Raw genomic sequence first — 26,167 nt, 5'->3', positions numbered from 1 at the left:
GACAGACCGTCCATTCTACAGCGATTTTGGTAAACGCGTGGGGTACAAGCCGCATGCCGGACCGTGGCGCGCCAACGGCCTCGATGACGACGCGTCAGGCCTGACGGGATCGACCCCTGGGACGTGCCGCCTTGTACCTGGAAACCGTGGGATCATCTTCGATCCAGAAACGCCACGGGTACTCCGTGGTCCCACCCGGCCCGGCCACGCCAACGCGGGGTCCGCTCGCCACGGCAGCCGGCGGTGACTCAGGCAACCACAGCGCAAACGGTGCGGCGAGCGCATCGCGGCCGGTGTCCGCCGTCGTGAGTCCCAACGCGGAGGCGAGGCGCGCGGGTCCGCTGGCGAGGTCTTTGTGCGCTTTGGATGCCGGACGACGCAGCGCGGCCAGCTCTTCGCCTTCTACGATCTCGCCGGCGCGCAGGAGCAATGCCGAGGGGGCGCCCTCGGGACCACAGACGATGTTGGCGCAGTAGTGCATGCCATACGTGAAATAGACGTAGAGAAATCCAGGTGGACCGAACATGGGCGCATTCCGGGCCGTTAAGCCGCCGTAGGTATGCGAACCAGGGTCGGGATGATCCGAGTCGCGCGGTCCCATGTAGGCCTCCACTTCGGTGAGCCTCACCGACACCGGACCGGATTCCGAGTGGTGCGTCAGCACTGCCCCGAGGACAAGTGGCGCCAGGGTCCGAGGGTCTCCGGACAGGAAGTCGCGGACGCCGCGAGCATCGGTGGCTGTCATGACTCAGACCTTAGCAACACGTTGTGCGGTCATGTCCGATTTCCGCTAGCAGCGGTTCGTGCCGGCTGGCAGGATGAAGGCATGGACTTCTGGCAGCGCTACCGGGCGATCGATGCGCGCGACCCCCGCTTCGACGGTCAATTCTTCACGGCCGTCCGTTCCACCGGCATCTATTGCCGTCCGTCCTGCCCAGCCAGGACGCCGAAAGCCGAGAACGTCACGTTCTACGAAACGTCCGCCGCCGCGCACGAAGCGGGCTACCGGGCCTGCAAGCGTTGCCTTCCCGAGGCCGTTCCCGGGACGCCGGCGTGGAACCAGCGATCGGATGTGGCGGCCCGGGCCATGCGGCTCATCAACGACGGTGTCATCAGCCGCGAGGGCGTGGACGGTCTGGCACGCCGTTTGGGCTACTCCTCCCGCCAACTGAACCGGATCCTTGGCCACGAACTCGGTGCCGGCCCCCTGTCCCTGGCGCGGGCCAGCCGCGCGCAAACGGCCCGGACGCTGTTGGTCTCCACCGACATGCTGCTTGCCGACGTCGCGTTTGCGGCTGGCTTCAACAGCGTGCGGCAATTCAACGACACCATCGGCGAAGTCTTCGCCATGACCCCGACGGCGGTACGCGCCAGTGCGCCACGCTTGGCCCGGCGGCACGGAGATGGAGCCGTTGCCCCGGCAACGTTGACGTTGAATCTTCCATTCCGGGAGCCCTTCGACCCCGGCATCTTCGACTTCCTGGCGGTGAGGGCGGTGCCCGGAATCGAGACCTCGGAGCCGGAACCAGACGGGGGTCGAAGGTACTCCAGAACACTGCAACTCCCCCGCGGACAGGCCGTATTCACGGTGTCCTGCGATCCTGTTCCTGTCTCTCCCGCTGGTAAGCCACGATTGCAACTCACGGCAACCGTCGCCGACCTGCACGACTTGCCCGTCCTGCTGAGCCGCGTCCGCAGGTTGTTTGACCTCGACGCCGACCCCGTCGCCATCGATGAGGCCCTTGCCGAGGATCCCCGGCTCCAAGCCAGCGTCTTTGCCGTGCCGGGGATCCGGCTCCCGGGGGCCGTCGATCCGCAGGAGTTGCTGGTCCGTGCCATGATCGGCCAACAGATCACCGTTGCCGCTGCCCGGACGGCGCTTACGCAGCTCGCTGTCCTTGGAGCACCACTCAAGAACGGCGATGGCGGGTTGGAGCGCTTGTTCCCGACGGCGGCACAACTCGCCGATCACGGCAGGGAACTCCTTCGGGGACCACAGCGGCGCATCGATTCCGTGATCGCCGCAGCCAGCGCCATGGCCGACGGAAGCCTTGAATTCGGTTACGGCGACGACCACGAAAGCCTGTCACGGAAGCTTCTACCGCTTCCCGGGGTGGGTCCGTGGACAGTGGGCTACATGGCCATGCGCGTACTCGGGGCGCCCGATGTCTTCCTTGGCAACGACGCCGCCGTGCGCAACGGCCTGAAGTCCCTGGCGACCGGCCCGGCCTTGAGCACCGACTTCCGGGAAGTCAGCCCGTGGCGTTCTTATGCCGTCATGCACCTCTGGCGCGCGGCGGCTGTGAAGCGCTGACCCTCCCCCGGACGCTCTCTCACCAAACCGCCCCTTCCCGCCGGACGCTCTCTCACTGGCGTGAAGCAAGGGAGAGAGGATCCGGGTCAAGGGGGTGATACGAGAGAGAGGATCCGGGTCAAGGGGGTGATACGTGAGAGAGGATCCGGGTCAAGGGGGTGATACGTGAGAGAGGATCCGGGTCAAGGGGGTGATACGTGAGAGAGCGTCCGCCTGAAGGGGGTGATACGTGAGAGAGCGTCCGGGTGGGTGGGGGTCAGTGGGCCGGGGGCTGCGCGGGAACACCGGAGGGCCAGGGCAGCAGTGCCGGCAGGTCCACTCCATCGGCCGCTGCGGTGGCGCGAAGCGAGCCCAGGCTGGGTTCCCGGCCAGCCAGCCACGCCGCGATGTCAGTGATCATGCCTGTGATCGCGATGGACGTTCCTCCACTGCCGAGTGTCCGCGGCGGCAGGCCGGTAGGCTGCAGCACGAACTTGTTCTCCGCCGGGACCCTTGCGGTCAGGAAGTCGAACAGGTGCTCGCAAAAAGGCCGGCTCCACGTCTCCGGGCCGTAACCCAGGCCAAGGTCGGCGGCATGGATGGTGAGTTCCCGCCAAAGCGCCAGGCCGCCGTCGAACACTGTTCCGTCGCGGTAGGTGATGGGTGCCTGCCAGCCGTCCTGTTCCAGGGCGTCGAACGCCGAAACCGCAGAATCGACCGCGGCGGTGACCGAGGACGTATGGTCGGCAAGGCTGTGTCCCGCGGCGAGGTTGATCGCCTTCGTGCGGCCTTCCATGCCGCCGTCGTACAGTTCGATCTTTTCGCCCCGTTGGGCATACTCCAGCTGCCGTGCCATGGCGTTGGCAATGCCGGTGAGGTGTGCCAGTACGTGTCCGCGCGTCCAGCCGGGGAGTTCAGACGGCTCGGTGACGGACGATTCGTCCATTTTGGTCAGGAGACGAGTGACGTTGCCGGCGGCTTTGTGAAGCTCTGCGGGCAGCGTCTCAGCTGTGATTGGGGTCATAGCGCCATGCTAACGCACGGTTAAAGCAAGAGCAGGACAGTGCCGGAGGGCACCGTCCCGCTCTTGCTCATTGGATGCTACGACGCGTAGGAGCGCGCAGCCTCAAGTTCCGCTTCAAGTGCTACAAGCTGGCGTTCGACGGCGGCCGGTGCCGTTCCGCCCTGCGAGTTACGGCTGTTGAGCGAACCTTCGGTACTCAGCACTGTGCGGACTTCAGGAGTCAGGTGCTCCGAAATCGCTGCATACTCTTCGTCCGTCAGGTCCCACAGCTCCACGCCGCGACTTTCGGCCTGCTTGACCGCAGCCCCGGAGAGCTCGTGTGCCTCGCGGAAAGGCACGCCCTGGCGGACAAGCCATTCGGCAATGTCCGTTGCCAGTGCGAAGCCCTGCGGTGCCAGCGATTCCAGGCGCTCACGGTTGAACGTGAGCGTGGCGATCATGCCGGACACTGCCGGGAGCAGCAGCTCCAAGGTGTCCGCGGCGTCGAACACCGGTTCCTTGTCCTCCTGGAGATCGCGGTTGTACGCGAGCGGAAGACCCTTGAGCGTGGCCAGCAGACCGGTCAGGTTGCCGATGAGGCGTCCCGCCTTGCCGCGGGCGAGCTCAGCCACGTCCGGGTTCTTCTTCTGCGGCATGATCGAGGACCCAGTGGAGTACGAGTCGTGCAGCGTGACGAAGGAGAACTCCTTGGTGGCCCAGAAAATGACTTCCTCGGAGATCCGGGACAAATCCACGCCGATCATGGAGCACACCCAGGCGAACTCGGCAAAGACATCGCGGGAAGCGGTGCCATCGATGGAGTTGTGGACTGCCGAGTAGAAGCCAAGGTCCGCAGCGACAGCTTCAGGATCAAGGCCCAGCGAGGAACCGGCCAGGGCACCGGAGCCGTACGGCGAAACGCCCGCGCGCTTGTCCCAATCCTGGAGGCGCTGCACATCGCGCAGCAGTGCCCAGGCGTGAGCCAGCAAGTGATGGCTCAGGAGGACCGGCTGCGCATGCTGCAGGTGCGTACGGCCGGGCATGGCCACGCCGTGGTGGGCCTTGGCCTGCTCAACCAACGCGTCGATGGTCGCGAGGACGCCCTGCGCGATGATCCGGGCGTGGTCGCGAAGGAACATGCGGCCGAGCGTCGCCACTTGATCGTTGCGCGAACGGCCTGCACGGAGTTTGCCACCCAACTGGGTACCGGCGCGCTCGATGAGGCCGCGTTCCAGCGAACCGTGCACGTCCTCGTCGCTCTCGGCCGGAAGGTAGGCGCCGCTCGCGACGTCCTCGTCCAACTGGGTGAGGGCGGCCAGCATGCCCTCAAGCTCGGCGTCGTCCAACAGCCCGGCCTTGGCCAGCACCCGGGCGTGCGCCTTTGAACCGGCAATGTCGTAGCGGGCAAGCCGCCAGTCAAAGTGCGTGGACTTGCTCAGTGCGGCCAGCGCGTCCGCGGGGCCGCCGGCGAACCGGCCTCCCCACAGCGCGCCTTCGTTAGTTGCCGACGTCATTACTGTCCAGCAACCCGGAGGTCACGGCCCGAGGCAACCTTGGAGGACATGCCCCACAGTTCGATGAAACCACGGGCCATGGACTGGTCGAAGGTGTCGCCGGTGTCGTAGGTGGCGAGGTCGAAGTCGTACAGCGAGGTGTCCGAGCGGCGGCCGTTGACGATGGCCTGGCCACCGTGGAGGACCATGCGGATGTCGCCGGAGACGTACTTCTGGGTGTCCTCGATGAAGGCGTCAAGGGAGCGCTTGAGCGGGGAGAACCACTGTCCGTCGTACACAAGTTCGGACCAGCGCTGGCCGACCGTGGCCTTGAAGCGGGCCTGTTCGCGCTCGATCGTGACGTCTTCGAGGTGCTTGTGGGCGGTGATCAGCGCCATGGCGCCCGGGGCCTCGTAGATCTCGCGGGACTTGATGCCCACCAGACGGTCCTCGACGACGTCGATCCGGCCAACGCCCTGCGCGCCTGCACGGCGGTTCAGTTCCTGGATGGCCTGCAGCGGCGTGACCTTGACGCCGTCGATGGCCACCGGAATACCTGCCTCGAAGGAAATGATGACCTCATCCGGTGCCGGCGGGAATTCCGGAGTCGCGGTGTAGTCGTAGATGTCCTTGGTAGGAGCGTTCCAGATGTCCTCGAGGTAACCGGTCTCGACGGCGCGTCCCCAGACGTTCTGGTCGATCGAGTACGGGTTCTTCTTGGTGGTCTCGATCGGCAGACCCTTTTCCTCGGCGAAGGCGATGGCCTTATCGCGGGTCAGGGCGAGGTCGCGGACGGGTGCGATGCACTTCAGGTCCGGGCCGAGGGTCTGGATGCCGACTTCGAAGCGGACCTGGTCGTTGCCCTTGCCGGTGCAGCCGTGGGCAACCGTGGTGGCGCCAAATTCGCGGGCCGCCTTCACGAGGTGCTTCACGATGACAGGACGCGAGATGGCCGAGACCAACGGGTAGTGGCCCTGGTAGAGGGCGTTCGCCTTGAGGGTGGGCATGGCGTATTCGTTGGCGAACTCGTCGCGGGCATCCGCAACGTACGCTTCGACGGCGCCGCAGCCCAGGGCGCGCTGGCGGATGGTCTCCAGGGACTCGCCGCCCTGTCCAACATCCACAGCAACGGCGATGACCTCGGCGCCGGTGGCTTCACCGATCCAGCCGATGGCTACGGACGTATCGAGGCCACCGGAGTAGGCCAGAACAATGCGCTCAGTCACGAGAGTGCTCCTTTGTGTGTTGCTTGTTGTATCTAATGCTTGAAGAAAATCAGTTAGTTGGCCGGTCCGGCTTCTTCGGCCAACCGCAGGAAGCGGGCAGCCAGCTCCGCCCCGCCGTCAGGATCACGGGACACCAACATCACAGTGTCGTCGCCTGCGATCGTACCCAATACGGACGGAATCACGGAGTGATCGATCGCCAGCGCCAGGAAGTTCGCGGCACCCGGAGGTGTCCGGAGCACCGCAATGTTGCCCGAGGCCTCCGCCGTTACCAGCAATTCCCCGCACAGCCGGGTCAGGCGGGCGTCCAGGATTTCCTGGGTGACACCGCTCTTGGCATTGCGGTCTCCACCTTCGCCGGGGACCGCGTAGACCAGCGCGCCGTCCTTTCCGCGTACCCGGACAGCGCCAAGTTCCACCAGGTCGCGGGACAAAGTGGCCTGGGTAACCTGGACGCCGTCGTCGGCCAGCAGGGCCGCGAGCTCTGCCTGGGACCGGACGGACTCGCCGGTCAGGATCGCCGTGATGCGGGCCTGGCGGGCGGTCTTGGTGGCCGGGCTCGCACTCGGCACCGAAGGATTGGTGGACACTAGAACGTGCTTTCGCCGGTTCCTTCGACGGGGGCAAGTCCGTCGACGAAGGCCAGGCCGGATCGGTGCATGAGCCAGGCCATGAGTGCCTTCTGGGCGTGCAGTCGGTTCTCTGCCTCGTCCCAAACGATGGACTGCGGCCCATCGATCACTCCCGCCGAGATTTCGTAGCCGCGGTAGGCCGGGAGGCAGTGCAGCACCACGGCGTCCGGGGCTGCCTGGGCCATGGCGGCCTCGTCCACGGAGTAGTCGCGGAACAACTGCAGGCGTGCTTCCTTCTCGGATTCCTGGCCCATGGACACCCACGTGTCCGTGGCAACGACATCGGCTCCCTTGAGGGCCTCGGCAGCGTCACTGGTAATAACCACCGAGCCACCTGTCTGGCCGGCACGCTCTTCCGCGGCAGCGACGATCTCCGCGGCGGGCAGGTAGCCCTCCGGACCGGAAATCCGAACGTGCATCCCTGCGGTCACGCCGGCCAACAGGTACGAGTTCGCCATGTTGTTGGCGGCGTCGCCAAGGTAGGCCATGGTCAATCCAGCCAGCTCACCCTTGTGTTCCTTGACCGTGAGGAGGTCGGCCAGGAGTTGGCATGGGTGGTAGTCGTCGCACAGCGCGTTGATGACGGGGACCTTGGAGTTTTCCGCCATTGCCACCAGTCCCGAGTGGGCGCCGGTGCGCCACACGATGGTGGACACCATGCGCTCAAGGACCTTCGCTGTGTCCTCTACGGACTCCTTGTGGCCGATCTGTGCTTCGCCCGGGTTGATGATCAGCGCATTTCCGCCCATGTCGGCAATGCCCGTCGCAAACGAGACACGGGTCCGGGTGGATGTCTTGTCGAAGATCACGGCAACGGTCTTGCGCCCGTTTCCTTCTCCGGCGAACGGCTGCACGCTGTAGGGAGCGGCTTTCATCCGGACCGCGAGTTCCAAAACCTCGGCTTGCTCGGCCGGGGTCAGGTCCGTGTCCTTGAGGAAGTGCCGGGTGCTGGCGGATGTAGTCACTGTGCGTCCTTAACGGTGGTGGCGGTAGCCGTAGCGATCAGGGTGGGCAAGGCTGCCAGGAAGCGGTCAGCCTGTTCGGTGGTCAGGATGAGCGGCGGCGCCAGGCGGAGGGTCCGGGGACCGGGGCTGTTGACGATGAAGCCCGCGTCGAGGCCGGCAGTCACCATGGCGGGGGCGATGTCGGCAGCGACGTCAAACCCAATGAGCAATCCCTCGCCACGGACTTCGGTAACGCCATCGACTGCGGCAATCCCCTGCCGCAAGTACTCGCCGACTGTCTGAACATTCTGCAGCACACCCTGGCTTTCTATGGCGTGCAGGGTGGCCAGGGCGGCGGCAGTGGCCACCGGATTTCCACCGAAGGTGGTGCCGTGTTGCCCGGCGGTGAGCAGGGCCGACGTCGTACTTCCGAACGTCAGCAGCGCGCCGATCGGGAAGCCGCCACCCAGTCCCTTGGCGAGGGTCACAGCATCCGGAACGATTCCCGCGTCCTCGCTGGCGAGCCATTTTCCGGTCCGGCCGATGCCCGTCTGGACTTCGTCCAGGATGAGGAGCGCGCCGGCGGCGGTGGTCACCTCCCGGGCTGCCTGCAGGTATTCGGTGCTGAGCGGACGCACGCCCGCTTCGCCCTGGATGGGCTCCAGGAAGACTGCTGCAGTGGAATCGTCGACGGCGGCACGCAGGGCCTCGATGTCGCCGAACGGGATGTGGACCACGCCACCGGGAAGCGGCTCGAATGGTGCACGGTACGCCTCCTTGGCCGTCAGCGCCAGGGCGCCCATGGTGCGACCGTGGAAAGCGCCCTCAAGGGCAATGATCTTTGTCCGCTTGCCGTCGCCGTTGTTCCGGCGCGCGAGTTTGAAGGCTGCCTCATTGGCTTCCGTACCGGAGTTGGCGAAGAAGACCTTGGAACCTGCCGGAGCGTTGCTGATAGCCAGCAGCTTCTCGGCGAGCGCCACCTGCGTGGGGCTGGTGAAGAAGTTGGAGACGTGCCCCAGGGTTGCCAACTGGCTCGCAATCACCGAGGTGACGAACGGGTGGGCGTGGCCCAGCGCGTTCACGGCGATGCCGCCCAGGAGGTCGAGGTACTCCTTCCCGTCGGCATCCCAGACCAGGGAGCCGGCGCCGCGGACCAGGACGCGCTGCGGGGTTCCGAAGACGCCCATGAGGGAGGACGAGTAGCGGGCAAGCCAGTCCGCACCGCTGCTGTGCCCCACGATGGCGTCCGCCGGGGTCTCTACCAGTTCTGCATTGTTGGAGCTCATGCGTTCACTTCCTCGTCAGGTACTACTTGGGTGCCGATGCCCGCCGTCGTGAAAGTCTCCAACAACATGGAGTGCGGCAGGCGGCCGTCCACGATGTGCGCGCGCTCCACGCCTTCGTCGATTGCCTTCAGGCAGGCAGCCATCTTTGGGATCATTCCGGACTCCAGCCGCGGCAGCATCTCACGGAGCTCGGTGGCCGTCAGGGACGAAATCAGCGATGACTTGTCCGGCCAGTTGGCGTACAGCCCCTCAACATCGGTCAGGATCACCAGCTTGGAGGCTCCCAAGGCCGAAGCCACGGCAGCCGCGGCTGTATCGGCGTTGACGTTCAGTACCTGGCCGGTGGTCTGGAAACCGTTGCCCTCGTCAGTGATTTCGGGTGCCACCGTGGAGATCACGGGGATCCGTCCGGCGTCGAGGATGTCCTTGATCCCCGCGGGATCAACGCCAACCACTTCGCCCACCAAGCCGAGGTCCACTTCCTCGCCGTCAACCACGGTGCCGGTGCGAACGGCGCGCAGCAGCCCGCCGTCTTCACCGGACATGCCCACGGCGTACGGCCCGTGGGAGTTGATCAGGCCAACGAGCTCGCGGCCTACCTGGCCGGTGAGGACCATGCGCACCACGTCCATCGCTTCGGGAGTGGTGACCCTGAGGCCGCCCTTGAACTCGGACTCGATGCCGAGCCGTCCCAGCATGGAGTTGATTTGCGGTCCGCCACCATGGACAACCACCGGGTGGATGCCGACGTGGTGGAGGAACACGATGTCCTCGGCGAAAGCGCGGCGAAGCTCATCGTTCACCATCGCGTTGCCGCCGTATTTGATCACCATGGTGGTTCCGGCGAAGCGCTGGATCCACGGCAGGGCTTCGATCAAGGTCCCGGCTTTGTCCTGGGCGTCGCTCATGGACGTAGTTTCGCGCGTGTGCGCCGTCATGGTCACTCCGCTCAGCTCGAGTAGGCGCTGTTCTCATGCACGTAATCGTGCGTGAGGTCGTTGGTCCAGATGGTCGCCTCGGAATCGCCGGCCTGCAGGTCGATTTCCACGAGCACTTCGCGCGGTTCGAGGTCCACGAGGTTGCGGTCGTCGCCGATGCTCCCGTTGCGGCAGATCTGGACGCCGTTCATGGAGACGTTGAGCTGGTCGGCTTCGAACACGGCGTCAGTGGTGCCAACTGCGGACAGGACACGGCCCCAGTTGGGGTCCTTGCCGAAGATGGCCGCCTTGAACAGGTTGGAGCGGGCCACGGAACGGCCCACAATTTCGGCGTCGCGTTCGCTGGCTGCATTGAAGGTGCGGATGGCGATGTCGTGGCTGGCGCCCTCGGCGTCGCCAATCAGCTTCCGGGCCAGCTCGGCGCAGACGGAGGTGACTGCCTCGCTCAACTGCTCTGCGGACGGCAGTGCTTCGGAGGCGCCGGAGGCCAGCAGTACCACGGTGTCGTTGGTGGACATGCAGCCGTCCGAGTCTGCACGGTCGAAGGTGACGCGCGTGGCATCGCGGAGGACGACGTCGAGCTCGTTGGCCGGCACCTCGGCGTCGGTGGTGAGGACCACCAGCATGGTTGCCAGGCCGGGAGCCAGCATGCCGGCACCCTTGGCGATGCCGCCCACCGTGAACGTCTTGCCTTCGGCGTCCGTCCCGGTAAAGACGGCCTCCTTGGACACGCTGTCCGTGGTCATGATGGCAGTTGCCGCAGCACTTCCGCCGTCTTCCGCGAGCTCTTTGAAAGCAGCCTCAACGCCCGGCAGGATCTTGTCCATGGGCAGTTGCTCGCCGATCAGGCCGGTGGAGCAAACCACGACGTCGGAAGCTGAGACTCCCAGCACGTCCGCCACCTTTTCGGCGGTAGCGTGGGTGTTCTGGAAGCCTTGCGGGCCGGTGCAGGCGTTGGCGCCACCGGAGTTCAGGACGACTGCGTCCACCCGGCCATCGCTGACCACCTGGCGGGACCAGTGCACGGGAGCCGCGGCCACCCGGTTGGACGTGAACACCGCAGCGGCGGCCTTAAGCGGGCCGTCATTGACGACGAGGGCGAGGTCCGGGTTGCCGGAGGCCTTGATGCCGGCTTTGATGCCTGCGGCCCGGAATCCCTTGGGGGCGGTAATGGTCACGGTGCAACTCCCTGCAGGTTCAGGCCGGCGGTTTCATCCAGGCCGAGGGCAATGTTCATGGACTGCACGGCGCCGCCTGCAGTTCCCTTGGTGAGGTTATCGATGGCGCAGGTAACGATCACGCGACCGGTGTGGGCGTCGAAGGCCAACTGCATCACTGCATGGTTGGAGCCCTGGACGGATTTGGTGGTGGGCCACTGGCCCTCGGGAAGGAGGTGCACGAACGGCTCGTCGTCGTAGGCGTCGGCCCAGGCTTGGCGCAGTTCGGAGACTGTTACGCCGTGCCCAACCTTGGCAGTCGCCGTCGTGAGGATTCCGCGGCTCATCGGCGCCAAGGTAGGGGTGAAGGAGACTGTTACCGGCTCGCCGGCCGCGTTGGACAATCCCTGCTCGATTTCCGGCGTGTGGCGATGGCCGCCACCCACGCCGTAGGGGCTCATGGAACCCATGACCTCGGAGCCGATGAGGTTGACCTTGGCCGCCTTGCCGGCGCCCGAGGTGCCTGAGGCGGAAACAATAACGACGTCGTCCGCCAGCAGCAGGTTGTTGGCGAAGCCGGGCGTCAGCGCGAGCAGGGCCGACGTCGGGTAGCAACCGGGGACGGCAATGCGCTTGGCACCCTTGAGGGCGTCACGCTGTCCCGGCAATTCGGGCAAGCCGTAGGGCCACGTCCCCGCGTGGGCGGAGCCGTAGAACTTTTCCCACGCAGCGGGGTCCTCCAAGCGGTGGTCCGCCCCGGCGTCGATGACTACCGTGCCCTCGGGCAGCTGCGCGGCGATCTCGGCCGACGCGCCGTGCGGCAACGCCAGGAAAACGACGTCGTGCCCGGACAGGTTCTCAACGGTTGTGTCTTCGAGAATCCGGCTGGCCAAACCATGGAGATGCGGCTGCAACTCCCCTAGTCTTGAACCGGCGTTGCTGTGCGCGGTGATCGCGCCGATGGTGACGTTGGGATGGTTCGCCAGCAGGCGCAGCACTTCTCCCCCGGCATAGCCACTGGCACCGGAGACGGCAACAGAAATAGTCATGTCACCACCATACAGCAAAACTATTCATGGTTGCTGATATTTATGCATGCATCGAGTCGTCGCGGTGGACAAGGCACGTATGCTTAACGGAGGGTGATCCAGACCGTGCAGTCCGAACGTCGGCTGCAGCGTTGCCCGTGAGCGATACGGGGCACACCTTCATGGCACCCACATCCATTTCCGATCGCCCCAAGGCGCGTGCGATCCAACCCAACCCGGTTGTCCAAAGTTATTCGGAACTCCTGAAAGGCGTTAAGGCGGCCGGACTCCTCGAACGGCGCAGCGGCTTCTACATCTGGGTCTTCGTGGCCCTGGTCCTCCTTATGGCGGGAACCTGGCTGGGGTTCGCCCTGATCGGAGAATCCTGGTACCAGCTCCTGATTGCCGCTGCCGTGGGCATTCTCTGCACGCAATTGAGCTTCCTCGCCCATGAAGCCGGGCACAAGCAGATCTTTGCCTCCCGCCGCGCCAACGACTGGTCTGCGCGGCTGCTGGCCACCGGCGTTGCCGGCATCAGCTACTCCTGGTGGGAACAGAAACATGGAGCCCACCACAACCACCCCAATGTCATTTCCAAGGACCCGGATATTCGGAACAACGCCCTGGTGTTCCACGAAGACGCAGCAGCTGAGCGCAAGGGCAGACTCGCCTTCCTCACCCGGCGGCAGGGCTGGTTCTTCTTCCCCCTGCTGACCCTCCTGGGCCTGAGCCTGCAGTTCGACTCCCTCCGCTTTGTCTTCGGCAAGCAGAAGGTACGCCACCGCTGGGTAGAGACCCCCATCCTGGTAGCGAGACTTGCTGCCCTCCCTGTCCTGGCCTTCACTTTCCTGCCCATCGGCATGGCGTTTGCCTTCCTTGGCGTCCAGATCATGGTGTACGGCTTCTACATGGGAGCTTCTTTCGCACCCAACCACAAGGGCATGCCCGTCCTGCCCAAGGACAGCCGCGTAGACTTCCTCAACCGCCAGATCCTGACCTCCCGCAACATCTCCGGCGGCCGCTTCATGGACTTCCTCCTTGGTGGACTCAACCGTCAGGTGGAGCATCACTTGTTCCCTGATATGGCACGGCCACACCTTCACAAGGCGGCTGATATCGTGCGTGAATTCTGCGCCAAGCACTCAATTCCCTACACAGAAACCACGTTGCTGCAGTCGTACGGGATCGTGGTCAGCTACCTCAACGAAGTGGGCCTCGCCGCCGGCCGCGGCTTCGATTGCCCTGTAGCTTCGACGCACGGACGGCGCTGAGGGTTTCACGGCGGCGGCTGCCTTCTCCCTAGGATGGAAACCGGAACCGGGCACCGGAAGGACCGCCCCGGAGTAAGGAGCCACTATGACGCACGCGATCGTTGCCCAGCAGCCCGGAGGACCTGAAGTCCTTGAATACGCCTCCGTCGAGCCGCCGAAACCCGGCCCCGGACAGCTGCTCATCAAAGTTGCCGCCGCGGGGGTCAACTTCATCGAGACCTACCAGCGAAGCGGTATCTACAAGGTTGAGTACCCTTTCACGCCGGGAGCAGAAGCTGCCGGAACAGTGGAGGCCGTCGGCGACGGCGTGGAGGACTTCGCCGTTGGAAACCGCGTGGCCACCGCGGAGGCCTCCCGGACCTACGCGGAATACGCGCTGGTTGACGCAGCCAAGGCGCTGCCCGTTCCGGACAAGGTGGACGACCACACGGCAGCCGCACTCCCCCTCCAAGGCATCACCGCCCACTACCTCATGAACTCCTCCTTCCGGGTGGAGCCAGGTCACACAGTTCTGCTGCACGCTGGAGCAGGCGGAGTGGGCCTGCTCCTGACCCAACTCCTGAAGGCCCGGGGCGCCAGGGTGATCACCACTGTCTCATCGGACGACAAGGCCGACCTTTCGGCGCTGGCCGGGGCCGACGAAGTCCTGCGATACGACGGTTTCGCGGACAAAGTGCGTGAACTCACCGATGGTGAGGGCGTCAACGTCGTTTACGACGGCGTCGGGAAGGACACGTTCGACGATTCCCTCAAGAGCCTGCGCATCCGCGGTTCATTGGTTCTCTTCGGAGCCGCTTCCGGCCCCGTACCGCCGTTCGACCCACAGCGCCTGAACTCGGGCGGATCACTCTCCATCACGCGGCCCAGCATGGGCCACTTTGTCCAGAACACCCACGAGCGCAGGTGGCGCTCCACGGAAATCTTCGAAGCCGCCGCGAACGGGACCCTCTCCGTTCGCGTTGGCGCCACCTACCCCCTGGCCGAAGCGGCGCAGGCGCACCGCGACCTGGAGGGCAGGAAGACCACGGGCAAGGTGCTGTTGCTTCCCTGATTCCAGGCAACAAGGGGTAACTGCCAGGCGAACAGCTGTGCAACAAATTGTGACGAGCAGGAAACGCCAGACACCTATTGTTCACCTTTCTGGGTAAGGCTGGGCATGTGAGCATCGATCAACCTGGCGCGGCCGCGGATACGCATGCCCTGGCCGCCTTCCGCCCCCAGTTTCCGGGGTCTTCGGCAGCACCCGACGAACGTACCCTCGTGGACATCCTGGAAGAGACCGCACGGTCCTTCCCTGAGTCCTCCGCATTGGACGACGGCCAGAAATCATTGAGCTACACCGAGCTTCTGGCCGCCGTCCGTGCGTTCTCCCGGCTCCTGAACACTGCAGGACTCGGCCGCGGAGACAAGATCGGCGTCCGGATCCCCTCGGGCACCAACGAGCTGTACATCGCCATCCTGGGCATCCTCATGGCTGGCGCCGCCTATGTTCCGGTGGATGCTGACGACCCCGACGAGCGCGCAAGGTTGGTGTTCGGCGAAGCCAAGGTGGGTGCCGTCATCGGCGCAGGCTTGTCCGTCGGGGCGACGAATCCCGGGCTTGCACCCATTCGGGGCGGAAACAAGCCCGCACTGGACGACGACTCGTGGATCATCTTCACGTCCGGTTCCACGGGCACGCCCAAAGGCGTCGCCGTGAAGCACCGCTCCTCCGCCGCCTTTGTGGACGCGGAAGCCCGTATTTTTCTGGAGGCTGAACCGATCGGCCCACAGGACAGGGTCCTGGCAGGGCTCTCCGTGGCCTTCGACGCCTCCTGCGAGGAAATGTGGCTCGCTTGGCGGCACGGGGCCTGCCTGGTCCCGGCACCCCGCGCCTTGGTTCGGACTGGCATGGACCTGGGGCCATGGCTCATCAACCACGGCATCACCGTCGTCTCCACCGTTCCCACGCTTGCGGCGTTGTGGCCCGCCGAAGCGCTGGAGAACGTCCGCCTCCTCATCTTCGGCGGCGAAGCCTGCCCGCCCGAGCTGGCCGAACGGCTCGCCGTCGACGGGCGCGAGGTATGGAACACCTACGGGCCCACGGAAGCCACTGTGGTGGCCTGCGCAGCTCCCTTGGGCGGGCCGGGTCCGGTCCGGATCGGCCTGCCCTTGGACGGGTGGGACCTCGCTGTGGTGGATCCTGCGGGGGTTCCCGTGGCCGAGGGCGAGGTGGGCGAGTTGATCATCGGCGGCGTCGGCCTGGCAAGGTACCTGGATCCGGCCAAGGACGCTGAGAAATACGCGCCGATGCATACCCTCGGCTGGGAGCGTGCCTACCGATCGGGTGACCTGGTCCGCTTCGAGACCGAGGGCCTGATCTTCATGGGCCGGGCCGACGAGCAGGTCAAACTCGGTGGCCGGCGGATCGAACTCGGCGAAGTTGATGCAGCCCTCCAAGCACTCCCCGGTGTGGCCGGTGCAGCAGCGGCCGTGCAGACGACGGCCGCCGGCAACCAGATCCTGGTGGGCTACGTCGCACCCTCCGACGATTCAAGCCTGGACCTGGACGAAGCGCGGAAGCTCCTCGGCGAAAGCCTGCCTGCAGCGTTGATTCCGCTGCTCACCACGGTGGAAACACTTCCCACAAAGACCAGTGGCAAGGTTGACCGCCACGCCCTCCCCTGGCCGCTGGTCGGTGTCGCCGCAGCCCAGGCGGGCGAAGCTCCCTTGAACCTGCCCGACGACGCGCGCTGGGTGGTGGAGCAGTGGGAGTCTGTCCTCGGCAGCTCCGTGGGCTCACTCGATGCGGACTTCTTCGCTTACGGTGGTGGCTCCCTCGCTGCCGCGCAGCTGGTCTCAGCGCTGCGCGTGCGTTATCCCACCATCACTGTTGCCGACATCTACGCCACACCGCGCGTCGGCGCGCTGATCGACGCGGCCCGGCAGTCGGTTCCCGACGGCGGCGTGTCCGGTCCCGCAGCCCAGCGCACCGTGCGTCCCACGGCCCTGAAGTCGCAAATCTTCCAGGTCCTTACGGGCGTGCCGCTGCACATCCTCGTGGGCATGCGCTGGCTGACCTACCTCATGGCTGCCAACAGGCTCCTTGCCGACTTCGCGGGCTTCACTGCCGCGCCGGTGGTTTCGTGGTGGTGGATCGCCGCATCCTGGCTCGTCTTCGTCAGCCCCTTGGGCCGCATGGCGATTTCCGTGGTTGCCGCCCGCCTCCTGCTTCGGGGTATCCAGCCGGGCACCTACCCGCGCTCCGGGAAAACCCATTTGCGCCTTTGGCTTGCGGAGCAAATCCAGGACCTGTCCGGAGCTATTGGCCTGGCCAGTGCACCGTTCGTTCCCTACTATGCGCGGGCACTGGGCGCGAGGATCGGACGCGACGTCCACCTGCATTCGCTTCCTCCTGTGACTGGCCTGTTGTCCCTCGGCAGCGGCGCGAACATTGAACCCGAAGTTGATTTGTCCGGCTGGTGGGTGGACGGGGACTCAGTCCACATCGGCCAGGTCCATGTGGGCGCAGGTGCTGTGGTGGGCTCCCGAAGCACCCTCATGCCCGGAGCCACCATCGGAGCCGGCGCCCACGTTGAAGCTGGATCTGCGGTCTTCGGCAAGGTCAAGTCCGGGCACCTCGTAGCCGGTTCGCCGGCTGAGCGCCGGGGCAAGGCCAAACACGAATGGCCCGACGTGGTGTACCAGCGGACCCTGGGCGGCCGTCTCTGGTTCACCGCATTTGCTGGAGCCTCCGCCCTCTTGGCTTTGATCCCCTATGTCTCGGCTTTCGTCGGAGCCCTGGTGATCCTCGCTTTCATCCGGGGCCACGAGTCCCTCGAAAGCGCCGCTCCGCAGATCCTGGCAGCACTCCCCCTTGCCGCGCTGGCCTGGTTCCTCACGAACCTGGTCCTCATCCTGATCGTGGCCCGGCTGCTGGGACTTGGCCTCAAGGAGGGCTACTACCGGGTGCGCAGCCGCGTTGGTTGGCAGGTCTGGGCCACCGAACGCCTGCTCGATATGGCAAGGGACCTCCTGTTCCCCATCTACGCGAGCCTGTTCACGCCGGTCTGGCTGCGCATGCTCGGCGCCAAAGTGGGCAAGAACGTGGAAGCGTCCACAGTCCTTCTGGTCCCCCGCATGACCACGATTGGCGACGGCGCCTTCCTGGCTGACGACACCATGGTGGCGTCCTATGAACTTGGTGGCGGCTGGATGAAGATCGCCCCTGCCAAGATCGGAAAGCGGTCCTTCCTGGGCAACTCCGGAATGACCGCCGCCGGCCGGAACGTACCCAAGAACTCTTTGGTGGCGGTACTGTCGGCTACCCCGGCCAAGGCGAAGTCCGGAACCTCCTGGCTGGGAAGTCCGCCCGTCCGGTTGCGCCGCACCGCCGTCGACGCCGACCAGAGCCGCACCTTCCAACCACCGCTCAAGCTCAAACTGGCCCGCGCCCTCTGGGAGCTGTGCCGGGTTGTCCCGGTCATCCTGACGGTGGCCATACCCGTGGGCGCCATGCTGGCCTTCGACGTCATCGCGGGCACGTGGGGCTACTGGGTCGCAGCGCTGCTAGGCGGAGTGGTAATGCTGGCAGCCGGAGCCGTGGCCGCCCTGAGCTCGATCGTGGCCAAGTGGGTGCTGGTAGGCGCCATCCGGGTAGGTGAACACCCCCTGTGGAGTTCCTTCATTTGGCGGAACGAGGTAGTTGATACCTTCATTGAAATGGTCAGCGCCCCATGGTTTGCCCGCTCTGCCGCCGGCACCCCGGCACTCGTATGGTGGTTGCGTGGCCTCGGCGCCAAGATTGGCAGCGGTACATGGTGTGAAAGCTATTGGTTGCCCGAGGCCGACCTCGTGACCCTCGGCGAGAACTCCACGGTCAACCGTGGCTGCGTCGTCCAAACGCACTTGTTTCATGACCGCGTCATGAGCATCGATACCGTCACGCTTGGTGCCGGTGCCACCATGGGTCCGCACGGCGTCATCCTCCCGGCCGCAAGCGTCGGCGACGGTGGAACTGTTGGACCGGCGTCGTTGGTCATGAGGGGCGAGACCGTGCCGGCCGGAACCTATTGGATGGGAAATCCGGTCAGCCCTTGGGAGGGTCCGGCCGCCCCGGCCGCCGGACTCAAGTAGATTGGGCAGACCGTAAGAGCGAAACAACCAGGATTGAGGCCACCGGACTTTATGACCGCAGCGACCACGAACACGGCCGATCCCTACACCCTGGATCACGGCAGCACGAGTTACCGCGTGGACAGGTACGAACTCGACCTCGATGTGCGGCTGGGCAGCAACAGGTTGATCGGACGGGCAATCCTGCGGTGCACGGCTTTGGAATCCGTGGGCCAGGTCGTCCTGGATCTGGTGGGGCTTCGAGCGTCCAAGATCCAGTTGGACGGTAAGAAGGTGCAGAAGTTCAACCAGCGCAGCGAGCACCTGGTGGTCACTCCCCCCGCGGAGCTCAGGGCCGGACAACAGTTCGTCCTGGACATCCGATATGAGGGCAACCCCCAACCGCGGCGCGGGCTGTGGGGGGAAGTCGGCTGGGAAGAACTCACCGACGGCGTTCTCGTCGCAGGCCAGCCGAACGGCGCCGCGTCCTGGTTTCCCTGCAACGACCATCCCCGAAGCAAGTCGAGCTACCTCATCTCCGTCACCACGGACGACAACTACCGTCCCGTCTGCAACGGCCGGTTGGTGTCCCGGACCCGGAAATCGAGCCGCGAGACGTGGGTCTACGAGCACGCCGAGCCCATGGCCACGTACTTGGCCACGGTGCAGATCGGGCGATATGGCCTCATCCCGCTGAACGGCAACGATACCCACCACCGGGTCCCGCAATTTGCGGCCGTTACGCCGGGCCTGGCTGAGGAGGCCCGGAACGGACTGCGGCGGCAGCCGGACATGATGCGGACCTTTGAGGGCTGCTTTGGTCCCTACCCGTTTGCCGACTACACCTCGGTGGTCACCGAGGACGAGTTGGAGATTCCCCTCGAGGCGCAGACCCTCTCAATCTTTGGCCGCAACCACATGCGGGATACCTGGGAAGCGCAGCGCCTCATCGCGCACGAGCTGTCCCACCAGTGGTTTGGGAATTCCCTGACCGTTAGCAACTGGAAAGACATCTGGCTGCATGAGGGGTTCGCATGCTACGCCGAGTGGCTGTGGTCCGAGGAATCGGGAACCATGGGCGTGGGCGCCCGGGCCCTGGCGGCCTGGAAGCGGCTGGCCGCGGGTCCGCAGGACCTGCTGGTGGGCGATCCCGGCCCCGAGTTGATGTTCGACGACAGGGTCTACAAGCGTGGCGCCCTGGCCGTGCATGCCCTTCGGGTGCGGTTAGGGGACGAAGCCTTCTTCGGATTCCTCCAGCATTGGACCTCGGCCAATCGGCACGGTTCCGTCTCCACGGACGCCTTCATCGAGGCCGGCAATGCCTTCGTTCCGGGTTTGGACGCCGGTTCTGTCCTGCGTCCATGGCTGTACGAGGCAGTGCTTCCCCCGCTCCCCTGACGGGGCCGGGGCGGGCCGTTATGCGAGGGCGAGGGCGGCCACGAGTCCCGGGGGTCCCTCGGCCAGGTCCAGGTCCATCAGGCCTTCGCGATCCAGCACATCCAGCCCGGCCGGGTTCCTTCGGAGCCCTTCGCCGGTCATCTTCAGCCACGCCTCCTTGCGGGCCCACAGCCGTGCACGCTCGTTGTCCCGCTGGCCATCCGGCAACCGGTTCACGGAGCTCCGTTCCCTGGCGGTCAATGCCACGTCGTCAAACCCCGCGAAGCGGGTTTGAGCCACCGCCTCAAGGTCCACTCCCAGCCGGAGGCCTTGCGCTGGATGTACGACGCCGGCAAGCAGCACCCAGCCCGACGCCCGGGAGGCGCTGAGCAGCAAAGGCGCCGGGCCGCCGTCGAGCAGGAAACCCGGGCGGCCATGGTCCTGGCCGTGTCCGCACTGCGGGCAATCGTAGTCCGCGGTGAGCCTGGACGCATCGACGTCGAGCAGCTTGGCGGCAAAGTGTAGCGCTGCAAGCCGACCTGCCATGAACTCTTCCCGATCTTTGGGATGGGTGAATCTGGTGGCACGGAGCTGGGCTGGCCAATCAAGGTCTAGGTGACTTGGGCCAGAAACAGGCACATCAGCTAGCTTCAGCAGCTCATACCCCGCACTGTCCACAATAACCTCCCTCAAAGCTGGTCCGCTGGGAAATGATGCCCTACGGTGAGTGCATCTAGCAAAGTTTGATGTGCTCCGGTCCGCGAGCGAGGCAACTTTCGACGGCCAGAGCCTCACACGTGTGCAGCCGTCCTAATACGGGCCGTTAGGGGAAAAGCCAGGTGTCCCGCCAATCCTGAGTGAGAGTTCCTCCGCGCACATGCGCGGACGAGTGGATGGACGGCGTTTCCAGGATCAACTCGCGTTATATTCGGGTCGATCTCGGCGTTGAGCAACCAGATGGCACAAGACGCCCGAAGACTGGTGGGGTGCTTATGATTTTCTTAGCTGAAGTTGCCCCGAAGGAATGAGACTCTCTGCCGAACGGACAGGGACGACCGCGTGCACGAGAACCATGCGCTTAGCTTCACAGTTGACCACTTGAGCGTAGGTCAACGGGTGAGGGCCATCATCTTTGAAGCCTCTGTTAATTCGGTGAAGCCGAGTTGGGCGTAGAGTCCGTGAGCATCTCCTGTCGACAACAAAACCCGCTTCAGGCCCAGGGGTTCAAGGTCCGCTACGACACCAGCCGCGAGCATCTTGCCAATGCCTCGACCGCGGACTTCCGCAGCGACGAACACGTCGCAGAGCCATGCGAAAGTAGCGCTATCGGTCACAACGCGGCCGTAAGCCACTTGCGCTCCAGTCGATGTTTCATAGACCCCGTAGTTTCGGGAAGCGTCGATGGCAGCTTCTTGTTTTTCTCGAACCCGGCCTTGCGCCCGATAGGACTCCTCACTAAGCCAACGTAGTACTCTGCCACGATCGATTCTCTCCGCTTCGGCGGAGAGAAAGTAGGTATCAGTCATGACAATATCCTAAGGGAACGGGACGAAACCGTTCGAAGTAAAGGAACCAACGTTCGTCCGAATCTCGGATCGGTTCCCCTTATATTGAGGAATATGGAAGCTCCAACCCAAATAAAGCGCAATGTAACACATTTCTTGCGCGTCGACCCCTCCGTCTGGACCAACGGCACCGGTATTCAAACCGTCATATGGGCATCCCGTTGATCCAGCCCAAAATAGCCCTTTCCTGCGCCGTTGGGCGGGCCAGAACGGACGCGGCGTCGAGGAGATCCGCTGCCACCGCCGAACAAGAGTTTGCAACGGGTTTCATACGCTGCAGGGCCTGCCAGAAAGACACGCGCTCTTCTCTTATTCCGAACGCGGTAACTAAAACACCACAGTTTCCGTTCATTCGAAAAGCAAAGAGTGCCACCTGACTTACTAGTTTCCCATACGGCGAGGAACTAGGGCGAACAAAGTTAGAGCAGACAAAACTAGGAGCCCTAGCCAGTAGACAAGGCCGAACTGGCTTCCGGACAATGAAACAAACACCGAGAGGCCTGCCCATGCCCCCACACCCTCTCCGACGGCCGAGGTGAGTTGACGCATGTTCATTGATTCAACAACTGGCCGCCCTTCCGCTGTATTGGCATAGGCAACATTGAGAATTGGCGTGAAAATAGTCTCACCCACTGTGAACAGAACGACTCCCAGACAAACGAGCACGATTCCTGCCACGCCCTCTCGCGCCGCAAAAAGCGGCATCGAGAGTCCGAGGATGCAGACGCCGAACACCAAGATGGACAGCGCTGAGGTGCCTCTCTGGAGTCTCCGTTCCACAAGGTAGGACACCGGTATTTGAACGATTACCACGAGCACGCCATTCAACGTGTAAAACAAGGCACGAATCATTGGTTCATCCGCCACACCCGCAAACACGAGGGAGAAGCTGGAGAAAAACTGGCCCATTAAGATACTCCCGAGCATCGCCACAAGCGTTATTCGGCGGGCGCTGGGAGAATTGAACAACTCTCGTACTATACCCAGAGTAAGGGGCGGTCGAAGCGACCCCTGATTCAGCATCACCCCCGCGGGCGCAGCAAGAGGCGCGAAGACCGCGGCCACAACGAAAACCGCACTAACGCTGAGAAGAAATGGAGTATACAGGCCTCCATCAAGAACAAAGGTTCCTAGCACCGGCCCCAGAGCGGCGCAACAATTTGCGACAACTTGAATGACGGCAAACCCTCGGTTTTGTAGTGATTTATCTGAGGTCGATAACACTACAAAACTCCGAACACCTGTCCCATTCGAGCTGAATCCGATACCAGCGAACCCCAAGGCGATAACCAGAACCCATGGGTTACCACTGACAGCGACGACCGCGTAGGAGACAGCAATAAGACCCAGTGCGAATCGAAGACACCCTCGTACGGATAACTTATGCAGGAAAGGTGCGACAAAGAGGCTGCCGCCACGCGTCATCAACGTCAGAGCGCCGATCGCCAAGGCCGCCCATTGCTCCTGGGCACTGCCCAACTTCAGCGTCAGTAGCAAGGGCAACACTGGCATTAGAGCAAAGTAGGCAGTTTGACTTAAGACTTGATCCGATGCGATAAGAGCAAATACACGCGCGTGGAGGCGGGGTTTGCTCAATTGCGCACTAGGTTGCTCCTGCACGCTCACCCGTCGCACCGCAGTTCCGAGAGGTGCGGCCGCAGGAGATCAGCGAACTCTCGACACTCACCGTAGTCTCCCCGCAAGCCCACGTTGCTGGACGTCATAACGTAGCCCAGGCGGTCCCAAGACGATCGGGGCCGGAATACCTTCTGATGTGGCAACGCCGAATACGAAACAACGGCTTGTGGTGGAATCATCGAACGATCCGGCACCGTCTCCACAACGCCGTCACCGTCGGCATAGACGAAAGCCACTGCCGCCCGGGCCTCCGCTTCGCTTGGGAACGTGGGCTTGTCACCACACAAGACGGCGCTCCATGCGGCAGTCGGCGAGAATCCCCACGCATGCTCGATAATATTGAGTATCTGATCACCGGGCGGGCGCCCTGCGCATTCAATAAGTTTGGGACCACGCGGTGTCCGCATGAATTCGGCATGCAACAGCCCATACTGGAAGCCGATAGCCCCCGCCAATTCCTGCATGGTTTGCCAACACCAGTCCTCGACTGCAATTATCTCGTGGCCAATTTCTACTCGATGAGGGCCCTCGAGTACTTGCTTGGCTGTGAGATTGACCCATTGCACTGCGCCATCGCTCACAAGCGCTTCAACACTGCACTCATCACCTACGAGGAATTCCTCGATGAGGGCGTGGTTCGTTCCATGCCATCCTTCGATGGTCTGATTCTTCTCGTACCCTCCGATGATGTCAGCCCACGCCTTCTGAACATCTGCGCCGATACCAAGACGGGTGACGCCGAGACTCCCCTGCCGATCAACGGGCTTCACTATGACCTCATTTGACTCGTTAGTCAGGAAAATGGCGAGGTCATCGGCAGAAGTAGCGAGATGGAACGAGACTGCTCCCCACTCGAACGTCGAGGTCGACTGCCGAAGGAGTGCTTTGTTGCGCAGAATGCGTGCTGCCTCCACGCCCGCGCCGGGCAACCCCAACGACGACGCGAGCAGGGCCGCACCTTCAACGGCGTATTCAAGGCCCGGCAACACGCCGTCAACCTTCTCCCTGAGAAGCGACTCCAAGACGGCGTCCGAAACGATCAACGGATCGTGCTGATACTCGAACCACACGGGTATAGCACCGGTGACTCCAGCCTCATCAAGCCACGTTGTGAGCCGTTTAGCCTCCCATATCTCTTGCTCTTCGCAGAAGAGCAACGGGCTGGAACCCGACGATTGTAATTGTTGGGTGGCGTTACGATTAACGCCCACCATTGCCGTCCGACGAGTCATTTGTTGCTTCCTTCCAACAAGTCGATGCGGTAGTTGCAGGCCTTCGATGCAATACCGAGGAGAGACTCGAGCGCCTCAGAGTCATGTGACTGCGCGACAACTACGGCGACATGAGATCGCAGCCCATTGACAGCCATCAAGTAGTCACCAGGCTTGCACTCCCAGTAGATTTGCGCGTCAGCAGGGACCTCATCCTCAATCGCTGTCGCCATAACGCGCCCCGGAGCCGCTTCAATAAACTCCACCCCCGCACATGCAGTCAACGAGGGCAACTCATCCAATGGGAGCCCACGCAGCGAATCGATCAATTCTCCATAGATGTCCAGCCCGGGTCGTGCAGCTTCTACCAGATCCGGGGCAATGAAGCCGCCCGCCTGGCGCACATGAAACTCGCCCCACACGACGCTGCCGTCCGGGCCCACCCAGAATTCGACGTGCAGATGGCCCCACTGGATCCCTAAGGCAGCGAGACATTCCTGCAGCTGAAGGGACAGATCCTCTAAGGTCGGGAATCCCTGGGGAGCAGCTGGATGTCGATGCCCAATCTCTACGAAGTTCTCATTCTTCGTCTTGGTTGTGGCTCCGTACAATCTCACTTGGCCGCCCACCGTGATGCCTTCTGCTGAGAATTCTTCGCCCAGAACGTACTCTTCCAAGCAGTAGCCACCGGCGAAGACTTCCGGGCCTAGCCCCTGTAGCTCATCGATCCCAGCGATGTAGGTCACTCCAGAACTACCCATGCCGGTAGCGGGTTTCACAATCCATCCAGATCTTGAAGTCAAGACGTCCGCAGTACCGGCACCTAATCCTCCAAGGACGCGGACTCTTCCGTCAGGATCCACCCCAGCGATACGAAGACTTTGCGGTTGGAAAACACCCGCACTACGCAATGCATCTCTACACGCAGGCTTGTCTTGAATCAGCTCGACGCACTGGACAGAATTGCCCACCAGAGCCAACGCCTCTACCAACTGGCTGCATACCAATTGATAGTTCTCGCGCAAGGCAGTCGCCAAAACGAGGTCGCCAAGTTCACGAAGACGCAGTTCGTGGACGATGCTGTCGAGTGTTTCTTCAGGCAATTTTCGACTGTAGGAGCCGGGGATTATGATCATATGATCCAGCGGTATCGGTGGAACCTTTGTAGCCAAAGACTCCTCAAATTCCACGCCGCAGATCTTCAAGTTCCGCTGTCGACACGCCTTGAGGAATCTCTGGAACCAGCTGTGCGATGCGCTCGATCCAGAGGTTGTGACACCGACAACAACCGCCCATCCCTGGAGTACGGGTGCGTTGTTACGCGAGAACATTTAGCCACTCATCTCTGCCGAATTCGACGTGCGCATAGTGGCCACCCCTTACGTGCACCACCTTGAACGTGGATTGCGTTGCCCGGCTCCACCGGTCTGCTTCCACTTGGGGGACAAGCTCATCATCTATTGCCGCCACGCAAACAATCGGGGCGGTGATCGGCGGTGCGTGTGCCCCGCCGTACGACTCGGCGAGCAAGAGGTCATCTAACGTGGGACGAACGAATAAGTCGTCAGCATCCTCGAGCTCGAGCACTGCCGATGGCGTAAGACCGTACTCGACCATCCGATTCCGCGCGGAATCCATATCCCATTCTTCTTGTCCTTGGACGTAACTACTTGGGCTGAGACCGCAGATAGCCACGAGTTTTGATACCTCTACACCTCGTGCCTCCAAGGCGCCGCAAATATTGAAAGCAAGCGCCGCGCCAAAGCTAACGCCCGCCACTACCAATGGGCCTCGTGGGGCCTCCATCGCGGCTATCACGCTAGTAACAAACTCGTTGATGTCACGAATACCGGGTTCGAATAACCGTCGACCTCGCCCGGGAGGGCAATAGGCCCACACGGATTGTTCGCCTTGCAATGCCGCCATCGATCGAAATGATGGCGCACCAGCACCCGTCGGCGGAAACACCAATACAGTCCCCCGCTCGGGAGTAGCTTCGCTGATCCTGTGC

Annotated in this window: 21 protein-coding genes; 5 read left to right on the top strand and 16 right to left on the bottom strand. The window is 63.5% G+C overall.

Annotated features, from left to right (window positions below):
* Window positions 1-94 precede the first annotated feature (94 nt).
* Entirely contained in the window at window positions 95-745 is a 651-nt protein-coding gene (locus ACFVSJ_RS02820) for a DNA-3-methyladenine glycosylase (RefSeq protein ID WP_387434128.1), read from the bottom strand.
* Between the two features lie 81 nt (window positions 746-826).
* Between ACFVSJ_RS02820 and ACFVSJ_RS02815 the strand changes: the two genes are divergently transcribed.
* Window positions 827-2,314 (top strand): DNA-3-methyladenine glycosylase 2 family protein, encoded by a 1,488-nt coding sequence (locus tag ACFVSJ_RS02815; RefSeq protein ID WP_387434126.1) that lies wholly within the window; start codon window positions 827-829, stop codon window positions 2,312-2,314.
* 256 nt (window positions 2,315-2,570) lie between these two features.
* Here the strand turns inward: ACFVSJ_RS02815 and ACFVSJ_RS02810 are convergent, their stop codons facing one another.
* From ACFVSJ_RS02810 to argC, 9 genes are all read right to left on the bottom strand, one after another.
* Complete coding sequence (locus ACFVSJ_RS02810; protein ID WP_387434123.1) at window positions 2,571-3,317, bottom strand: maleylpyruvate isomerase family mycothiol-dependent enzyme; 747 nt, start codon at window positions 3,315-3,317, stop codon at window positions 2,571-2,573.
* Window positions 3,318-3,394: 77 nt separating this feature from the next.
* A complete protein-coding gene (gene argH / locus ACFVSJ_RS02805; protein ID WP_387434121.1) occupies window positions 3,395-4,810 on the bottom strand; it encodes an argininosuccinate lyase in 1,416 nt (471 codons plus the stop codon).
* Window positions 4,810-6,015: an argininosuccinate synthase gene (locus ACFVSJ_RS02800; protein ID WP_387434119.1), complete on the bottom strand. Its 1,206-nt coding sequence runs from the start codon at window positions 6,013-6,015 to the stop codon at window positions 4,810-4,812. Before ACFVSJ_RS02800 ends, argH begins: the two co-directional genes overlap by 1 nt.
* 53 nt (window positions 6,016-6,068) lie before the next feature.
* Window positions 6,069-6,605 (bottom strand): arginine repressor, encoded by a 537-nt coding sequence (locus ACFVSJ_RS02795; RefSeq protein ID WP_387434116.1) that lies wholly within the window; start codon window positions 6,603-6,605, stop codon window positions 6,069-6,071.
* Window positions 6,605-7,612, bottom strand: a complete 1,008-nt coding sequence (gene argF, locus ACFVSJ_RS02790) for an ornithine carbamoyltransferase (RefSeq protein ID WP_387434113.1) — start codon at window positions 7,610-7,612, stop codon at window positions 6,605-6,607. The genes ACFVSJ_RS02795 and argF overlap by 1 nt, the downstream gene beginning before the upstream one ends.
* On the bottom strand, window positions 7,609-8,877 hold the full coding sequence (locus tag ACFVSJ_RS02785) for an acetylornithine transaminase (RefSeq protein ID WP_387434111.1): 1,269 nt from the start codon (window positions 8,875-8,877) through the stop codon (window positions 7,609-7,611). Before ACFVSJ_RS02785 ends, argF begins: the two co-directional genes overlap by 4 nt.
* A complete protein-coding gene (argB, locus tag ACFVSJ_RS02780) occupies window positions 8,874-9,815 on the bottom strand; it encodes an acetylglutamate kinase (protein ID WP_387434108.1) in 942 nt (313 codons plus the stop codon). The genes ACFVSJ_RS02785 and argB overlap by 4 nt, the downstream gene beginning before the upstream one ends.
* Before the next feature lie 11 nt (window positions 9,816-9,826).
* Window positions 9,827-10,993, bottom strand: coding sequence for a bifunctional glutamate N-acetyltransferase/amino-acid acetyltransferase ArgJ (argJ, locus tag ACFVSJ_RS02775; protein WP_387434105.1), 1,167 nt, complete (start codon window positions 10,991-10,993; stop codon window positions 9,827-9,829).
* The gene (gene argC / locus ACFVSJ_RS02770; RefSeq protein ID WP_387434102.1) at window positions 10,990-12,021 is read right to left on the bottom strand and encodes an N-acetyl-gamma-glutamyl-phosphate reductase; all 1,032 of its coding nucleotides are present in this window, start codon (window positions 12,019-12,021) and stop codon (window positions 10,990-10,992) included. The genes argJ and argC overlap by 4 nt, the downstream gene beginning before the upstream one ends.
* A gap of 161 nt (window positions 12,022-12,182) precedes the next feature.
* On the opposite strand from argC, the gene ACFVSJ_RS02765 reads away from it, so the two are divergent.
* The 4 genes from ACFVSJ_RS02765 to ACFVSJ_RS02750 all read left to right on the top strand — a co-directional run bounded on the left by ACFVSJ_RS02765 (window position 12,183) and on the right by ACFVSJ_RS02750 (window position 19,763).
* A complete protein-coding gene (locus tag ACFVSJ_RS02765) occupies window positions 12,183-13,271 on the top strand; it encodes a fatty acid desaturase family protein (protein ID WP_387434099.1) in 1,089 nt (362 codons plus the stop codon).
* Window positions 13,272-13,356: 85 nt separating this feature from the next.
* The gene (locus ACFVSJ_RS02760) at window positions 13,357-14,322 is read left to right on the top strand and encodes a quinone oxidoreductase family protein (protein ID WP_387434096.1); all 966 of its coding nucleotides are present in this window, start codon (window positions 13,357-13,359) and stop codon (window positions 14,320-14,322) included.
* A 107-nt stretch (window positions 14,323-14,429) separates the two neighbouring features.
* Complete coding sequence (locus ACFVSJ_RS02755; RefSeq protein WP_387434093.1) at window positions 14,430-18,386, top strand: Pls/PosA family non-ribosomal peptide synthetase; 3,957 nt, start codon at window positions 14,430-14,432, stop codon at window positions 18,384-18,386.
* Window positions 18,387-18,437: 51 nt separating this feature from the next.
* Window positions 18,438-19,763 carry a M1 family metallopeptidase gene (locus ACFVSJ_RS02750; protein WP_387434091.1) on the top strand — a complete coding sequence of 442 codons (1,326 nt, stop codon included), beginning with the start codon at window positions 18,438-18,440 and terminating at the stop codon, window positions 19,761-19,763.
* Between the two features lie 18 nt (window positions 19,764-19,781).
* On the opposite strand, the gene ACFVSJ_RS02745 is transcribed toward ACFVSJ_RS02750, so the two are convergent.
* The 6 genes from ACFVSJ_RS02745 to ACFVSJ_RS02720 form a co-directional block, all read right to left on the bottom strand.
* Window positions 19,782-20,288 carry a 4'-phosphopantetheinyl transferase family protein gene (locus ACFVSJ_RS02745; RefSeq protein WP_387434089.1) on the bottom strand — a complete coding sequence of 169 codons (507 nt, stop codon included), beginning with the start codon at window positions 20,286-20,288 and terminating at the stop codon, window positions 19,782-19,784.
* Between the two features lie 563 nt (window positions 20,289-20,851).
* The gene (locus ACFVSJ_RS02740; RefSeq protein WP_387434087.1) at window positions 20,852-21,268 is read right to left on the bottom strand and encodes a GNAT family N-acetyltransferase; all 417 of its coding nucleotides are present in this window, start codon (window positions 21,266-21,268) and stop codon (window positions 20,852-20,854) included.
* A gap of 420 nt (window positions 21,269-21,688) precedes the next feature.
* Complete coding sequence (locus tag ACFVSJ_RS02735) at window positions 21,689-22,927, bottom strand: MFS transporter (protein ID WP_387434179.1); 1,239 nt, start codon at window positions 22,925-22,927, stop codon at window positions 21,689-21,691.
* A gap of 2 nt (window positions 22,928-22,929) precedes the next feature.
* Window positions 22,930-24,177 (bottom strand): ATP-grasp domain-containing protein, encoded by a 1,248-nt coding sequence (locus ACFVSJ_RS02730; protein WP_387434084.1) that lies wholly within the window; start codon window positions 24,175-24,177, stop codon window positions 22,930-22,932.
* Window positions 24,174-25,346: an acetyl-CoA carboxylase biotin carboxylase subunit family protein gene (locus tag ACFVSJ_RS02725; RefSeq protein ID WP_387434081.1), complete on the bottom strand. Its 1,173-nt coding sequence runs from the start codon at window positions 25,344-25,346 to the stop codon at window positions 24,174-24,176. Before ACFVSJ_RS02725 ends, ACFVSJ_RS02730 begins: the two co-directional genes overlap by 4 nt.
* 127 nt (window positions 25,347-25,473) lie before the next feature.
* On the bottom strand, window positions 25,474-26,124 hold the full coding sequence (locus ACFVSJ_RS02720; RefSeq protein WP_387434078.1) for a thioesterase II family protein: 651 nt from the start codon (window positions 26,122-26,124) through the stop codon (window positions 25,474-25,476).
* Window positions 26,125-26,167: the final 43 nt, after the last annotated feature.

This window comes from Paenarthrobacter sp. NPDC058040, assembly GCF_042885775.1.
Lineage (GTDB): Bacteria > Actinomycetota > Actinomycetes > Actinomycetales > Micrococcaceae > Arthrobacter.
Note: the sequence above shows the minus strand (reverse complement) of the source record. Positions and strands in the feature narration are given on the sequence as shown.

What these genes read in the sequence shown, in the direction of transcription:
- ACFVSJ_RS02820 (WP_387434128.1), bottom strand. Translation starts at nt 745, where the DNA reads ATGACAGCCACCGATGCTCGCGGCGTCCGCGACTTCCTGTCCGGAGAC.
- ACFVSJ_RS02815 (WP_387434126.1), top strand. Translation starts at nt 827, where the DNA reads ATGGACTTCTGGCAGCGCTACCGGGCGATCGATGCGCGCGACCCCCGC.
- ACFVSJ_RS02810 (WP_387434123.1), bottom strand. Translation starts at nt 3,317, where the DNA reads ATGACCCCAATCACAGCTGAGACGCTGCCCGCAGAGCTTCACAAAGCC.
- argH (WP_387434121.1), bottom strand. Translation starts at nt 4,810, where the DNA reads ATGACGTCGGCAACTAACGAAGGCGCGCTGTGGGGAGGCCGGTTCGCC.
- ACFVSJ_RS02785 (WP_387434111.1), bottom strand. Translation starts at nt 8,877, where the DNA reads ATGAGCTCCAACAATGCAGAACTGGTAGAGACCCCGGCGGACGCCATC.
- argB (WP_387434108.1), bottom strand. Translation starts at nt 9,815, where the DNA reads ATGACGGCGCACACGCGCGAAACTACGTCCATGAGCGACGCCCAGGAC.
- argC (WP_387434102.1), bottom strand. Translation starts at nt 12,021, where the DNA reads ATGACTATTTCTGTTGCCGTCTCCGGTGCCAGTGGCTATGCCGGGGGA.
- ACFVSJ_RS02765 (WP_387434099.1), top strand. Translation starts at nt 12,183, where the DNA reads ATGGCACCCACATCCATTTCCGATCGCCCCAAGGCGCGTGCGATCCAA.
- ACFVSJ_RS02760 (WP_387434096.1), top strand. Translation starts at nt 13,357, where the DNA reads ATGACGCACGCGATCGTTGCCCAGCAGCCCGGAGGACCTGAAGTCCTT.
- ACFVSJ_RS02750 (WP_387434091.1), top strand. Translation starts at nt 18,438, where the DNA reads ATGACCGCAGCGACCACGAACACGGCCGATCCCTACACCCTGGATCAC.
- ACFVSJ_RS02745 (WP_387434089.1), bottom strand. Translation starts at nt 20,288, where the DNA reads ATGGCAGGTCGGCTTGCAGCGCTACACTTTGCCGCCAAGCTGCTCGAC.
- ACFVSJ_RS02740 (WP_387434087.1), bottom strand. Translation starts at nt 21,268, where the DNA reads ATGACTGATACCTACTTTCTCTCCGCCGAAGCGGAGAGAATCGATCGT.
- ACFVSJ_RS02730 (WP_387434084.1), bottom strand. Translation starts at nt 24,177, where the DNA reads ATGACTCGTCGGACGGCAATGGTGGGCGTTAATCGTAACGCCACCCAA.